At 72.6% G+C, this 13,561-nt stretch carries 11 protein-coding genes; 1 reads left to right on the forward strand and 10 read right to left on the reverse strand.

Translation table 11 applies throughout. The features are described from left to right. Window positions 1-2: 2 nt before the first annotated feature. Complete coding sequence (locus ACIQU4_RS12680) at window positions 3-860, reverse strand: trans-aconitate 2-methyltransferase (protein ID WP_403728708.1); 858 nt, start codon at window positions 858-860, stop codon at window positions 3-5. A 175-nt stretch (window positions 861-1,035) separates the two neighbouring features. Between ACIQU4_RS12680 and ACIQU4_RS12685 the strand changes: the two genes are divergently transcribed. Beyond that, on the forward strand, window positions 1,036-1,533 hold the full coding sequence (locus tag ACIQU4_RS12685) for a MarR family winged helix-turn-helix transcriptional regulator (protein WP_030156556.1): 498 nt from the start codon (window positions 1,036-1,038) through the stop codon (window positions 1,531-1,533). Here ACIQU4_RS12685 and ACIQU4_RS12690 read toward each other — a convergent pair. From ACIQU4_RS12690 to ACIQU4_RS12730, 9 genes are all read right to left on the reverse strand, one after another. After that, complete coding sequence (locus ACIQU4_RS12690; protein WP_030156558.1) at window positions 1,492-2,256, reverse strand: response regulator transcription factor; 765 nt, start codon at window positions 2,254-2,256, stop codon at window positions 1,492-1,494. The two genes, ACIQU4_RS12685 and ACIQU4_RS12690, sit on opposite strands and share 42 nt — an antisense overlap. Before the next feature lie 504 nt (window positions 2,257-2,760). After that, window positions 2,761-3,708: a UDP-glucose 4-epimerase GalE gene (gene galE, locus ACIQU4_RS12695; RefSeq protein ID WP_403728709.1), complete on the reverse strand. Its 948-nt coding sequence runs from the start codon at window positions 3,706-3,708 to the stop codon at window positions 2,761-2,763. A gap of 124 nt (window positions 3,709-3,832) precedes the next feature. Next, window positions 3,833-4,531 carry a response regulator transcription factor gene (locus tag ACIQU4_RS12700; protein WP_403728711.1) on the reverse strand — a complete coding sequence of 233 codons (699 nt, stop codon included), beginning with the start codon at window positions 4,529-4,531 and terminating at the stop codon, window positions 3,833-3,835. Between the two features lie 145 nt (window positions 4,532-4,676). Next, window positions 4,677-6,476 (reverse strand): PQQ-binding-like beta-propeller repeat protein, encoded by a 1,800-nt coding sequence (locus tag ACIQU4_RS12705; protein ID WP_403728713.1) that lies wholly within the window; start codon window positions 6,474-6,476, stop codon window positions 4,677-4,679. A 41-nt stretch (window positions 6,477-6,517) separates the two neighbouring features. Next, window positions 6,518-8,179 carry a PQQ-binding-like beta-propeller repeat protein gene (locus tag ACIQU4_RS12710; RefSeq protein WP_403728715.1) on the reverse strand — a complete coding sequence of 554 codons (1,662 nt, stop codon included), beginning with the start codon at window positions 8,177-8,179 and terminating at the stop codon, window positions 6,518-6,520. A gap of 155 nt (window positions 8,180-8,334) precedes the next feature. Continuing rightward, a complete protein-coding gene (locus ACIQU4_RS12715; protein WP_403728717.1) occupies window positions 8,335-10,131 on the reverse strand; it encodes an ABC-F family ATP-binding cassette domain-containing protein in 1,797 nt (598 codons plus the stop codon). 167 nt (window positions 10,132-10,298) lie between these two features. Continuing rightward, window positions 10,299-11,204: a 4-(cytidine 5'-diphospho)-2-C-methyl-D-erythritol kinase gene (locus ACIQU4_RS12720; RefSeq protein WP_403728719.1), complete on the reverse strand. Its 906-nt coding sequence runs from the start codon at window positions 11,202-11,204 to the stop codon at window positions 10,299-10,301. Between the two features lie 2 nt (window positions 11,205-11,206). Continuing rightward, entirely contained in the window at window positions 11,207-12,118 is a 912-nt protein-coding gene (gene rsmA / locus ACIQU4_RS12725) for a 16S rRNA (adenine(1518)-N(6)/adenine(1519)-N(6))-dimethyltransferase RsmA (RefSeq protein WP_403728721.1), read from the reverse strand. Continuing rightward, entirely contained in the window at window positions 12,115-13,545 is a 1,431-nt protein-coding gene (locus ACIQU4_RS12730) for a ubiquitin-like domain-containing protein (RefSeq protein WP_403728723.1), read from the reverse strand. The genes rsmA and ACIQU4_RS12730 overlap by 4 nt, the downstream gene beginning before the upstream one ends. Window positions 13,546-13,561: the final 16 nt, after the last annotated feature.

The raw sequence follows: 13,561 nt of genomic DNA on the forward strand, positions 1-13,561 counted from the left end.
GGTCAGAGCTCCTTCCGGGCGACGGCGAAGATGCGGCGGAACGGGAAGACGGTGCCGCGCGGCCCGGGCGGGTAGGCCTCGCGCAGCAGGTCGCGGTATTCGGCGAGGAAGGCGTCCACGGCGCCCCGGTCGTCACCGAGGGCGGTCAGGACGGGCCGCAGGGCGGTTCCCTTGACCCAGTCGAGCACGGGGTCGGGGCCGGTGAGCAGCTGGTGGTAGGTGGTGTCCCAGGTGTCGACGGCGCAGCCGAGCTCGATGAACCGGGCCAGGTACTCGGCGGGTTCGAGGAGGTGTATGTAGCGGGCTCCGTGGCCGGCCAGGCGGCCCCGCCAGCGCGGGGTTTCGCAGAGCCGGGCGAGCAGGGCGTGGCTGGGGGCGGTGAAGTTGGCGGGGATCTGGAAGGCGAAGGTACCGCCGGGGCGCAGTCCGTTGATCCAGGCGGCGAAGGAGCCGGGGTGGCTCGGGACCCACTGGAGGGCCGCGTTGGAGACGATCAGGTCGTAGGGCTCCTCGGGCAGCCAGCTCGCGAGGTCGGCGTGGCGGAAGTCGAGGCGGCCGCCGCCGGAGGTCTCGCCCGCGTACTCGTCGGTGGCGCGGCGGAGCATCTCCTGGGAGAGGTCGAAGCCGGTGATGTCGGCTTCGGGCCAGCGCTCGGCGATGAGCGCGGTGACGTTGCCGGGGCCGCAGCCGAGGTCGGCGATGCGGGCGGGGCGGGCGGGGAGCTCGGGTATCCGGTTCAGCAGGTCGAGGAAGGGACGGGTTCGGTGTCCGGCGTGCCGGAGGTACTGCTGGGGGTCCCAGGTGGGCGCGGCGTGGGCGGTGGGTGCGGGGATCCTTGCCGACGCGGTATCGGAATGCATGTTCGAGCCTCCCTACTGGCGGGGCGTGCGGAAGCGGAAGCGGTTCCGGCACCCTCCATGCCCATCGTCGCTCAGAATATATCTCGGCGTCAAGATTCATGAGATCGAGATATCCATCCCCGAGATCCTCGATTTGAAGAGACTTCACGTCGACAGACCCCTTACACTGATCCGCATGGAGGACGAGGTCGACCGATTGGTCGCGGCATGGCGGCGGGAGCGCCCTGACCTCGACGTGGAACCGCTCGAAGTGCTGAGCCGCGTCAGCAGGCTCGCCCGTCACCTCGACCGCGCCCGCAGGCTGGCCTTCTCCGAGCACGGCCTGGAGCCTTGGGAGTTCGACGTCCTGACGTCGCTGCGCCGCGCCGGCGCGCCCTACCAGCTCTCCCCCGGCCAGCTGCTGACGCAGACCCTGGTCACCTCGGGGACCATGACCAACCGCATCGACCGGCTCGCCAAGAAGGGCCTCGTCGAGCGGCTGCCCGACCCCAACGACCGGCGCGGAGTGCTGGTCCGGCTCAGCCCGGAGGGGCGGGACCGCGCCGACCAGGCCCTGGCCGGCCTGCTGGCCCAGGAGAGGGCGATCCTCGCTCAGCTCTCCCAGGCCCAGCGCGGTGATCTCGCTGCGCTGCTACGCCAGTTGACCGCTCCGTTCGACAACATCCCCGGCTAGGTCGGCCGGTCGCACCCCGGCCCGCCGGGCCAGTGCCACCGCCGCGAGCGTGGAGTGCACCCCGAGCTTGCCCAGCACGTTCTGCATGTGCGTACGGACGGTGTGCGGGGACAGGAACAGCCGCGCCGCCACGTCCTTGCGGCCCAGCCCCGCCACCATGCAGCGCAGCACCTCGTGCTCCCGCGGCGTGAGGGACTCGACGAGCCGCTCGCTGTCCGTACGGTGCTTGCGCGCGGCGGTCAGTTCGCGGAGCACTCCGGTCAGCAGCGCCGGCGGGAGGTGGGTCTCCTCGCGCAGGACCCCGCGGATGACGGCCAGCAGCCGCGAGAGCGAGCAGTCCTTCGCCACCCAGCCGGAAGCCCCTGCCTGAAGGGCGTGCGCGGCCCGGCGCGGATCGTCGCGCTCGGCGAGCACGACGGTACGGACCCCGGGGTGGGACACCCGTACCCCCGCGACCAGCGCGATCCCGTCCGCGCCGGGCGGTGGACCGGAGCCCGATTCGCGCTGGGCGGGCACGGCCCCGGCGGCGGCGCCGAGATCGGCGTCGACGAGCAGGACGTCGAAGCGGCGGCCCTCGGCCACCGCCCGTTCGAGGCAGCGCAGCGCGGCGGGGCCGCTGCCGGCCGCGGACACGTCCACGTCGGGCTCGGCCGCGAGCGCGGCTGCGAGCGATTCGGCGAAGATGCGGTGATCGTCGACCACGAGAACCCGGATGCGAACCACAAAACCCCCAAGGGTCGGGGAACGGACGACTGCGGGTACGGCGCCCGGACCGGGTGATCCGCAGCTGCCGCGGCCGCCGCCGAGACATCTCTGCACTACCCCGGACCGGACGCCGTACCCGGCGTGTCTCGACCCCTGATGAACACCGGCCCCCACCGGTGTCACGCATCAGCGTAGAACGGGTGGCGGCTCGCGGTTGGCCGAATAGCAGAAGTTTTCCGAGCGAATTTCCGGCTGGGCAGGCGCGAACCGGGTTTTTCATGGCCGGAATTCGACCCTACAGACGGTCTGGAAGACGGTTTCCGGCAGGCCCGTGCCACGGGCAGTTGCACGGAGGGCTTTTCACCCGGCGTGTGCACGCCGGGCGCCCGCGCACCGCGCCCGCCCACGGCGCCCCCCACCCGACCGCGCTCCCCGCGCACGCCGCGGTGCGCACGGCGCCGTACGCACCGCGCCCCCCGCACGGTCGGGTGCGGGGGGCGCGGGTGAAGGCGGGGCGGCGCGTCAGGAACGGTGCTTGCGCGTGAAGTTCCAGGCGTCCGTGATGATGCCGGTGAGGTCCGAGCGGGCCGGGGTCCAGCCGAGCCGCTCGTGGGCGGTGCGCGCGGAGGCGACGAGCACCGCCGGGTCGCCGGCCCGGCGCGGGGCGACGACCTCGGGGATCTCGGCGCCGGTGACCTTGCGGACCGTCTCGACGACCTCGCGGACCGAGAAGCCGTTGCCGTTGCCGAGGTTGCAGATCAGGTGCTCGCCCCCGGTGGCGGCCTCCAGCGCGGCCAGGTGGGCCTCCGCCAGGTCGGCGACGTGGATGTAGTCGCGTACGCAGGTGCCGTCCGGGGTCGGGTAGTCCTCGCCGAACACCGAGATCGACGCCCGCTCGCCCAGGGCGACCTGGAGCACCAGCGGGATCAGGTGCGTCTCGGGGTCGTGCCGCTCGCCGAACTCCCCGTACGCGCCGGCCACGTTGAAGTAGCGCAGCGAGACCGCCGCGACGCCGTGCGCCGCGCACTCACCGGCGATCATGTGGTCGACGGCCAGCTTCGAGGCGCCGTACGGGTTGGTGGGCTTGGTGACCGAGTCCTCGGTGAGCAGGCCCTCGGTGGGCTCTCCGTAGGTGGCGGCGGTGGAGGAGAACACCAGCTTGCGCACCCCGTGCCCGCGCATCGCGGCCAGCAGGGCGAGCGTGCCGCCGACGTTGTTCTCCCAGTACTTGCCCGGGTTGGCGACGGACTCGCCGACCTGCGAGGAGGCCGCGAAGTGCAGCACCGCGTCGTAGGAGGGGTCCAGGTACCGCTCGGCGTCCTGGATCCGGCCCTCGATGAAGGCGGCGCCCGCCGGGACTCCCTCGCGGAAGCCGGTGGAGAGGTCGTCGAGGACGGTGACCTCGTGCCCGGCCTCCAGGAGGTGCGCCGCGACGACGCTGCCGACGTATCCGGCGCCGCCGGTGACCATGTATTTGAAAGTCGCCGTTTCCGAAGCCGCCGTCTTGGAAGTCGCCGTCTCGCTCACTCGTCCACTGCCTCTCGCGGGGGGATGCACACGGGCGCGTGCACGTGCCGGTCACTGGCTTACCGGATTACGGCCCCACGGGGAAATCGGCGGCCGCCGACGGGAGCCCCGCCCGGTCCAGCAGACCGGTCCGGGCGGCCAGCGCGGCCGCCTCCAGCCGGGAGCCGACGCCCAGCTTCATCAGCACCCGCTGCACGTGCGTACGGGCGGTGCTCGGCGCGATCTCCATGCCCGCCGCGATGAGCCGGGTGTCCTCGCCCTCGGCGACCCGGACCAGCACCTCCACCTCGCGCGGGGTGAGCAGCCGCAGCAGCCGGCTGCCCTCGTCGTCGGGCTGGGCGGCGGGGTCGAGGAGCTCCGCGAAGGCCCCCTGGAGCAGCTGCGGGGAGATCGCGACCTCCCCCGCCCGGGCCTTGGCCAGCGCCCGCTCCACCCCTTCGATCCGCTCGTCGTGGCGTACGTACCCCGAGGCGCCGGCGGCGAAGGCGGCCGCGATCCCGCGGGGGCTCGGCACCGGGCCGAGGACGACCACGGCGATCTGCGGCCGTTCCCGCTTGATGCGGACGACCGGCTCGAAGACCCCCGGCTCGGCGGGCGTGGCGGTGCCCAGCAGGCAGACCTCCGGCGCCCGGCTGATGACCAGCTCGGCGGCGCCCGCGGCAGGGGCGGCCGCGGCCAGCACCCGGTGCCCGCGCAGCTTGAGGGCCGAGGCCAGCGCCTCGGCCAGCAGCCGGTGCTCGTCGAGCACCATGACCCGTACGCCCATCGCGCACCCACCCCCGACCCTTCTGACCCGGCAAGCTACACGCTTGTTCGACGGTGCGCGGCGGTTACCGCGCAGAAGCCCCCGGAAGGCGGACCTTCCGGGGGCTCGTGCCCGCTGCGGTGAACCTGCCGGGATCGGCCGGGGATCAGCTGGCGCTGAAGGAGACGAACAGGTACTCGGGATCGCCCTTGTCGGAGTACGGCTTCCTGGCCGTCGTCCGGGAGATGAAGAGCTTGCCGTTGTGGTAGCGGTATTCGGAGTAGTCCGGCGAGAAACCGGTCTCGGCGGTGCGGCTGACCTTCTCCGCCGGGTTCTCCATGAGGACGGTCTCCTTCATCGTCGTACCGTCGATGCTGACGACCTGGCCGCCCTTGTCGTACGGGGGCTCCTTGTACGCAATGATGTTCGACCCGTCCATGCGGAGCGGGAACATGGTGTACCGCTCGCCCGCGTCGGCGCGGTCGGTGGTCTGCTTGCCGGTCTCCAGGTCGAAGGAGACCAGCTCGTTGGTGCGGCCGGCCTCCGCCTTGCCCTGGTGCTCGATCGAGGGCAGGTAGACCTTGCCGTTGCCGATCACGAAGCCGGCGCACTTCTCGACCTCGGTGCCGCCGCACTTGCCGCCGAAGTTGCCGGAGGCGAGCGAGATGCGCGCCTTCAGCTCGCCCTTGGGGTCGACGACGAAGAGGTCGCTGACGCCGGTGGCGTTCTTGGCGGTCTTGCCGACGTCGGCGGCGACGATCACGGGCTTGGTGGAGACGATGGACGCCCACTCGATGCCCGGGGAGAGCTTGTACGAGGACGTCTGCGCCCCGGTGGCCGGATCCAGGGTCTGCGCGTACAGCGTCTGGTTGTCGCCGCGGCCGCACTTGCGGATCACGGCGAGGGCCTCGCCGCCGGCGTAGCCGCTGTCGTAGCAGCCCTCGCCGTCGACCTTGGGCGTCCACAGGGACTTGCCGTCGGCGAGGTTCCAGGCGGCGCCGCCGCTGGTGCCGCCCGCGGCGACGGTCTGGCCGCTGATCGTGACCTCGTAGTAGGAGGCGGGCTTGTCACCGGTGGTGGCGCCCTTGGCGTTGCCGGACCAGACGAGCTTGCCGGCGTTCAGGTCGATGACGCCGACCTCGGTGCACGCCGGGTACTTGTTCTCGGGCGCGGGCTTGGCGGGCCGGAAGAGGACCGCCGTCTTGTTGTCGCTGACGTGCTTGGTGGCGCCGCAGAGCTCGCCCGGGAACGGGATCTCCCACTTCTTGGCGCCGTCGACGGTGTTGTAGCCGACGACCTTCGCCACGTCCGACTTGATGTACGTCGAGTCGGTGAGCCAGGAGCCCTCGACGGTGACGACCTCTTCCGGAGTCGGGCTCGGCTGGTTGAACAGCGGCTTCGACTTGGTGTTGGCGGGCGCCTTCTCCGAACCGGGCGTGCCGGGGCCGGGCTTGTCGCCGCCGGTGGTGCCGTTCGCGGTGGGCTGCTGGTCGCTGCCGCCGTCCTCGCCGGAGACGTACCAGAAGCCGCCCGCGATGATCAGGACGATGGCCAGCAGGGCCGCGCCGACGATCATCAGCTGGGTGCGCTTGTCGTTGCCGCCGCCGCCCGCGCCGGCCGGGGCCGGGGGCTGGGCCGCGTACATGGGGGCCGTGGGCGCGCCGTAGGACGGCGGGGCGCCGGCGCCGGCGGGGGGCTGCTGCTGCGGGTAGCCGTACCCCTGCTGGGGATAGCCGTACGCCGGCTGCCCCTGTGCGGGTACGACGGGCGCTGCCGGCGCGGTCGGCGGTACGGGCGGCTGCTGCGGGGCGGCCTGCGGCATGGTCGGCGGCATCGGCGGCGGCTGCGGGGCGGCCGGCGGCACGGGCGGCACCGGAGGCGGCGCTCCGAAGCCCCCGGGTGCGGGCTCCTGCGGCGCGCCGAAGCCGCCGGCGGGCGGCTGGTGGGGGGGCGGCGGGGTACTCATCGCTTGCTACTGCCTCTCGGTGGGCGGCTCGGTGGACTCGTTCACTTGCCGAAGACCATCAGGAGCTTCTCGTCCGTGCCCTTGGCGGAAAGCATGGTGACGCCGATGAAGAACCGGCCGTCCACGTAGTCGATCAGCGGGTGGTAGAAGGAGCTCTCGATCGGAGCGGCGGCTCCTGACGGGTTGCGCAGGAGCGCGGTGGGCGTACCGCCGGCGGCCGGGATCGAGACGACCTCGCCGCCCTGGTCGGACTCGGCCTTGCGGTAGGCGAGGAGCTGCCCGTTCGCGGCCCCCAGAGGGGTGAGGATGCGGCCGTCCCCGGCGGGGGTGCGCCACTTGGCCTTGCCGGTGCCCAGGTCGAAGGCGACGATCTCGTTGGCCTTGCCGGACTCGGCGACGGTCGGCATGTAGAGGGTGTTGCCGTCCACGGCGGTGGTGGAGCAGACCTCGACGGAGCGGAAGATGCCGTTGGTGCACTCGGTGGCGAAGCGGCCCTCGCCGCTGACGGTGGCGCGCTGCTTCCCGTCGGGTCCGAGGACCACGATGGCGCGTTCCTTCTTCTCCTCGTTGCCGATGTCGAGGACGAGGGGGTCCAGCGAGTAGACGGCGCCGACCTTGTACTTGGTCGGCAGTTTGAAGGTCCACGTCTTCTTGCCGGTGACCGGGTCGGCGTCGGAGACCTCGCTGGAGAGGTCGTCGTCGTAGCAGGTCGAGATGGCGATCATCTTGCCCTTGTCCGCCACGTACGAGTCGGGCTTGCAGCCCTCGGCGGTGGCGCTGCCGAAGAGCTTGTCGCCGGTGCTGACCTTGAAGGCGCTGGCGGTGCCGCTGCGGCTGACGGCGACGGTGTCGCCGGTGATGCCCAGGGTGGGGCTGGTCATGATGTCGAAGAGGCCCTCCTTGGGGACCTCCTTCGTCCATCCTTCCTTGCCCGCCTTGAGGTCGACCTGCTTCATCTGGTTGCAGGTCGCGGAGTCGCCGTCGCCGTCCTTGAACATGACGACGGTCTTGGACTCGGCGGTGGTCTGCTTGGTCACGGAGCAGATGGGAGTGGGGAACGCGAGCGTCCACTTCTCCTTGCCGTCGGTGACCCCGTACGCGGTGAGGTTCTTCCAGACGCTCTTGACGACGGTGTCGCCGACGATCCACTGGCCGGTGGAGTCCACGCCCATGCCGGGGCCGTCGATCTTGGCGGTCTTGAGCCAGAGGACCTTGCCCTCGCCCTGCTTGCGGCCGGCGTTGAGGTCCTCGGCCCCCTGGGAGCCGTTGCCGCTGCCGTCGCCCTTGTCCGCTTCGGCGGAGGGCTTGCCGTCGGTGGGGGCGGAGCTCTGCGCGACGGGCTTCTTCGGGTCCTCGGCCCCGCCGTTGAAGAAGGCGAAGTAACCGCCGGTGCCGAGGACGAGTACGCCGGCGACGGCCGCGGCGATGACGACGGCCGTCTTCTTCTCCGGCGGCTGCGGCGCGCCACCGGCCTGGTGCATGCCGGCGGTGGGCATGCCGGGGGGTGGCGGGAAGTGGCCCTGCTGCGGCCCGGGCTGGTGCGGCATCGGCGGCATCGGCTGCATGGGCTGCGTCGGGGGCTGCTGCGCGTACGGGTTCTCACCCTGCTGCGGGTACCCGTACCCGGGCTGCGGCGGGCCGGGCAGGTGACCGTAACCGGGAGGTGTGGGCGGCTGGTTCGGCGGCTGGGGCGGCTCGGTCATCAGCGCATACCTTCGGCGTCGGGTGGCGTAGGGGGATGACCTTTCTATCACTGACAACGCTCTTACATCGGGCCGGTCCAGCCCCTGTTCCCAAGGGAGGACCGGCCCGTGACAACGCCGTTATCCGGCCAGTTGACGCCTTCGGCCGACGGAATCTAGGCCTCCTCGGCCAGCTCCAGCCAGCGCATCTCCAATTCGTCCCGGTCCGCGATGAGTTCACGCAGTTCGGCGTCGAGCTTGGCGACCTTGTCGAAATCGGTGGCGTTCTCGGCGATCTGCGCGTGCAGGTTCGTCTCGCGGTCCGACATCTTGTTGAGCTGCCGCTCGATCTTCTGGAGCTCCTTCTTCGCCGCGCGGGCGTCACCGGAAGCCGAGGACTTGGCGGCGGCCGGGGCGGGGGCCGGGGCGGCCGCCTCGACCATCCGCTGCCGGCGCTCCAGGTACTCGTCCAGGCCGCGCGGCAGCATCCGCAGGCTCGCGTCGCCCAGCAGGGCCATCACCGTGTCGGTGGTGCGCTCGATGAAGAACCGGTCGTGGGAGATGACGATCATCGAGCCCGGCCAGCCGTCGAGGAGGTCCTCCAGCTGGGTCAGGGTCTCGATGTCGAGGTCGTTGGTGGGCTCGTCGAGGAAGAGCACGTTGGGCTCGTCCATCAGCAGCCGCAGGATCTGCAGCCGGCGCCGCTCACCACCCGAGAGGTCGCCGACGGGCGTCCACTGCTTCTCCTTGGTGAAGCCGAACTGCTCGCACAGCTGACCGGCCGTCATCTCGCGGCCCTTGCCGAGGTCCACGCGGTCGCGCACGCGCTGTACGGCCTCCAGGACCCGCAGGGACGGGTCGAGTTCGCCGACCTCCTGGGAGAGGTAGGCCAGCTTGACCGTCTTGCCGACGTTGACGGACCCGGCGGCCGGCTGCACGTCGCCCTGCGTACGGGCCGCCTCCGCGAGCGCGCGCAGCAGCGAGGTCTTGCCCGCGCCGTTGACGCCGACGAGGCCGATGCGGTCGCCGGGGCCCAGGTGCCAGGTGAGGTGCTTGAGCAGGACCTTCGGACCGGCCTGGACGCTGACGTTCTCCAGGTCGAACACGGTCTTGCCGAGGCGGGCGTTGGCGAAGCGCATCAGCTCGGACTTGTCGCGCGGCGGCGGCACGTCGGCGATGAGCTCGTTGGCGGCCTCGATGCGGTAGCGCGGCTTGGAGGTCCGGGCGGGGGCGCCTCGGCGCAGCCAGGCCAGCTCCTTGCGCATCAGGTTCTGCCGCTTGGACTCCTCGGTGGCGGCGATGCGCTCGCGCTCGGCGCGGGCGAACACGTAGTCGCTGTAGCCGCCCTCGTACTCGTAGACGGAGCCGCGCTGGACGTCCCACATGCGGGTGCAGACCTGGTCGAGGAACCAGCGGTCGTGGGTGACGCAGACGAGCGCGGAGCGGCGCTCCTGGAGGTGCTTGGCCAGCCAGGAGATGCCCTCGACGTCGAGGTGGTTGGTGGGCTCGTCGAGGACGAGGATGTCCTGGTCGGCGATGAGCAGCTGGGCGAGCGCGATGCGGCGGCGCTCGCCGCCGGAGAGCGGCCCGATGACGGTGTCGAGGCCCTGGCCGAAGCCGGGGAGGTCGAGGCCGCCGAAGAGTCCGGTGAGCACGTCGCGGATCTTGGAGTTGCCGGCCCACTCGTGGTCGGCCATGTCCCGGATGATCTCGTGGCGGATGGTCGCCGCGGGGTCGAGGGAGTCGTGCTGGGTGAGGACGCCCATGCGCAGGCCACCGCTCTGGGTGACCCGGCCGGTGTCGGGCTCCTCCAGCTTGGCGAGCATGCGGATGAGGGTGGTCTTGCCGTCGCCGTTGCGGCCCACGACACCGATCCGGTCTCCCTCGGACACGCCGAGGGAGATGCCGTCGAGCAGGGCACGGGTTCCGTACACCTTGCCGACTGCCTCGACATTGACCAGATTGACGGCCATCAGACGCGCTCCAGGGAAGGGTGTGGATCAGCCCCTCAGCCTAACCCTCCGAGCCGATGCCGGGCGCTCCGCCAGGAGCCAGCCCCCCAGAGCCATGCCGATGGCGGCGGGCGCGGTGACCGGGAGGGCGATCAGGGTGGCGCTGTGGCCCTCCAGTTGGCCCCGGGTCAGGCCCCGCGAAGGACTGTCGCTCCGGCTGCCGGGGAGCCGGCGATCCGGGTCGTGCGGCAGGTGCCGGAGGCTTCGAGGGCCGCGGCCACCTTGAGCGCGGATTCCGGGTCGCGGACCAGGAACGCCGTCGTCGGGCCGGAGCCGGAGACCAGCGCGGCCAGGGCTCCGGCGGAGGTGCCCGCCTCCAGCGTCGCGGCCAGCTGCGGGCGCAGCGACAGCGCCGCCGGCTGGAGGTCGTTGGCCAGGGTCGCGGCGAGGGCGTCCGGGTCCCCCGAGGCGAGGGCGGCGAGCAGCGCCGGGGAGGCCTCCGGGACCGGGACGGTCCGGCCCTCGGCCAGGCGGTCGAACTCGCGGAACACCGCCGGCGTCGACAGCCCGCCGTCGGCCACCGCGAACACCCAGTGGAAGGTGCCCGCCTCGACCGGGGTGAGGAGTTCCCCGCGCCCGGTGCCGAGCGCCGCTCCGCCGACCAGGCTGAACGGCACGTCACTGCCGAGTTCCGCGCACATCTTCAGGAGCTCGGCGCGCGGCGTGTCCAGGCCCCACAGGGCGTCGCAGGCCAGCAGGGCGCCGGCGCCGTCGGCGCTGCCGCCCGCCATGCCGCCGGCCACCGGGATGTTCTTCGCGATGTGGAGGTGAACGGCGTCGGACAGACCGTGGCGGGCCGCGAGGATCTCCGCCGCCCGCGCCGCCAGGTTCGTACGGTCCAGCGGGACCTGGTCCGCGTCCGGGCCCGCGCAGGTGACGGTGAGGGTGTCGGCCGCAGTGACCGTCACCTCGTCGTACAGCGACACCGCGAGGAAGACGTTGGCCAGGTCGTGGAACCCGTCCGCCCGGGCCGCGCCCACCGCGAGCTGCACGTTGACCTTGGCGGGGACCCGTACGGTCACGCTCTTCGGCATGCTCACAGCGCGGGCCTCTCGGCCGCGGGCTTGTGCTCGGCGATCGCCGCGAACTCCTCCACCGTCAGGGACTCCCCGCGCGCCTGCGGGGACACCCCGGCGGCGAGCAGCGCCTGCTCGGCGCGCGCCGCCGAACCGGCCCAGCCGGCCAGCGCGGCGCGCAGCGTCTTGCGGCGCTGTGCGAAGGCCGCGTCCACGACGGCGAAGACCTCCGCCTTCGAGGCGGTCGTCTTGATCGGCTCGGCCCGCCGCACCAGCGAGACCAGGCCCGAGTCCACGTTCGGCGCGGGCCAGAAGACCTTGCGGCCGATGGATCCGGCGCGCTTGACGTGCGCGTACCAGTTCGCCTTGACCGACGGCACCCCGTACACCTTGTTGCCCGGCTCGGCGGCCAGCCGGTCGGCGACCTCGGCCTGCACCATCACCAGCGTGCGCTCGATGGTCGGGAACCGGTCCAGCATGGTCAGCAGCACCGGCACGGCCACGTTGTACGGCAGGTTCGCGACGAGCGCGGTCGGCGCCGGCCCGGGCAGCTCCTCCACCAGCATCGCGTCGGAGTGCACCAGCGCGAAGCGGTCCTTGCGCCCCGGCATCCGCGCCTCGATGGTGGCGGGCAGCGCCGCGGCCAGGACGTCGTCGATCTCGACGGCGGTGACCCGGTCGGCGGCCTCCAGCAGCGCGAGCGTCAGCGACCCCAGCCCCGGCCCGACCTCGACGACGACGTCGTCGGGCCGCACCTCGGCGGTGCGCACGATGCGGCGCACCGTATTGGCGTCGATGACGAAGTTCTGGCCCTTCTGCTTCGTCGGCCGTACGCCGAGTACGGCGGCCAGCTCACGGATGTCTGCCGGTCCGAGAAGGGCGTCGGAGGTCGTGCTGCTCGTACTCTCGGGCTGCTGCTCTGCGGTGCTCACCGGTAAAGCCTACGGCCGCAGTGGGGCCACGGGGTCGCGCCCCGTTGTACGTAGAGCTTCTTCGCCCGGTACGTCTGTTCCTGGCCCGGGGCGTCCTGGGGGCGGCCGGAGCCGCCGAGGCTCTGCCAGGTGCGGACGTCGAACTGGTACAGGCCGCCGTACGTGCCCGAGGCGTCGGTGGCGGCGGGGCGGCCGCCGGACTCGCACTGGGCCAGTGCCGCCCAGTCGAGGCCGTCGGCTCCGGCCACGGAGGTCGGCAGCGGCCTCGTGCCGACCTTGACGAGCTGGGTGACGGGCTCGCGGACGGTCTCCTCGACGACCTTGCGGGGCTTCTGCCGGACCCCGTTGACCGTGCGCAGCACGTACGTGACCCGGCGCGCTCCGGGCCGGCCCGCCCGCTCGACGACCTCGGTGCCGGCGAACAGGCCGTCGTCCTCGGTCCTTTCGATCTCGTACGGGACGCGCTCCTCGCGGACCTCGCGGGTGCCGGTGATGCGCAGCACGGTGACGGTCTGGCCGTCGCGCGGGAAGGAGGCGGGCGGGACCGAGGTGGTGTCCTGGCCCTGGAGGGTGATCCCGGCCTGGCCGAGGGCCTCCTGGACGGTGGCGGCGTTGGTGCGGATGGTGCTCTCGCGGCCGTCCGCCATGAAGGTGACGCTGCGCTCGGTGCGGACGGAGAGGGTGAGCCCGCCCCGCGGGACGGGGGCGGTGCGCGGGGCGGAGAGGTAGGCGCCTTCGACGCGGACGCCGAACTGGCGCAGCGCCCCCTCGATGGTGCCGGCGGTGGTCCACACCTGGCGGCTCTGTCCGTCGAGGGTCAGGCGCAGGGGGCGGCCGTAGCGGACGACGATCTCGTCGCCGTCGTCGAGGGCCTCGGTGCGGGCGGGGGCGACGAGGTCGTGGGGGCCGACGCCGAGCCCTTCGGCGGCGAGGAGTTCGTCGATGTCGTCGGCGAAGGTGTGCAGGGTCCGGGGCTCTCCGTCCACGGTGAGCCGTACGGACTTGTCGGCGGCGACGAAGGCCGTGGTGCCGCCGGCCAGGAAGGCGACGACGAGGGCCTGCGGGACGATCCGCCGCCAGTTGCCCTGGCCCGCGACCGCCGCCGCGGGGGCGCTGTGGCGCCGCCGCCCGGTGGGGGCGCCGGCGGGCGGGGCGCCGGGGCCGGGGTCCGGGCTGCGGCGGCGGCCCGTGCCGGGTCCGGGGCCCCCTCCCGGTCCGGTGCCGGCGGGCGCCGCGAGGTCCGTGCCCCCGGCGGGCGCGCCCCGGCGCCGTCCGGTCGGGGCGGCGGGCGCGGCTGCGGCCTCGGCGCTCTTGCGGCGCCGGGCGGCCCGCCGGTCCCCGGTGCGCGGGGCGGGCACCACGGCGGGTTCGGGGTCCGGGACGACGGCCTCGTTCCCGTACACCCCGGTGAAAGGACTCTCGCTCACGACGCTCGCTCCACTG

The organism is Streptomyces sp. NPDC090741 (genome assembly GCF_044769045.1).
Classification (GTDB): domain Bacteria; phylum Actinomycetota; class Actinomycetes; order Streptomycetales; family Streptomycetaceae; genus Streptomyces.

Bases quoted from the DNA above. Each gene is read 5' to 3' on its own strand.
- ACIQU4_RS12700 (WP_403728711.1), bottom strand. From the start codon at position 4,531: ATGGGCGTACGGGTCATGGTGCTCGACGAGCACCGGCTGCTGGCCGAG.
- ACIQU4_RS12710 (WP_403728715.1), bottom strand. From the start codon at position 8,179: ATGACCGAGCCGCCCCAGCCGCCGAACCAGCCGCCCACACCTCCCGGT.
- ACIQU4_RS12715 (WP_403728717.1), bottom strand. From the start codon at position 10,131: ATGGCCGTCAATCTGGTCAATGTCGAGGCAGTCGGCAAGGTGTACGGA.
- ACIQU4_RS12685 (WP_030156556.1), top strand. From the start codon at position 1,036: ATGGAGGACGAGGTCGACCGATTGGTCGCGGCATGGCGGCGGGAGCGC.
- ACIQU4_RS12680 (WP_403728708.1), bottom strand. From the start codon at position 860: ATGCATTCCGATACCGCGTCGGCAAGGATCCCCGCACCCACCGCCCAC.
- ACIQU4_RS12720 (WP_403728719.1), bottom strand. From the start codon at position 11,204: ATGCCGAAGAGCGTGACCGTACGGGTCCCCGCCAAGGTCAACGTGCAG.
- galE (WP_403728709.1), bottom strand. From the start codon at position 3,708: ATGGTCACCGGCGGCGCCGGATACGTCGGCAGCGTCGTCGCGGCGCAC.
- ACIQU4_RS12705 (WP_403728713.1), bottom strand. From the start codon at position 6,476: ATGAGTACCCCGCCGCCCCCCCACCAGCCGCCCGCCGGCGGCTTCGGC.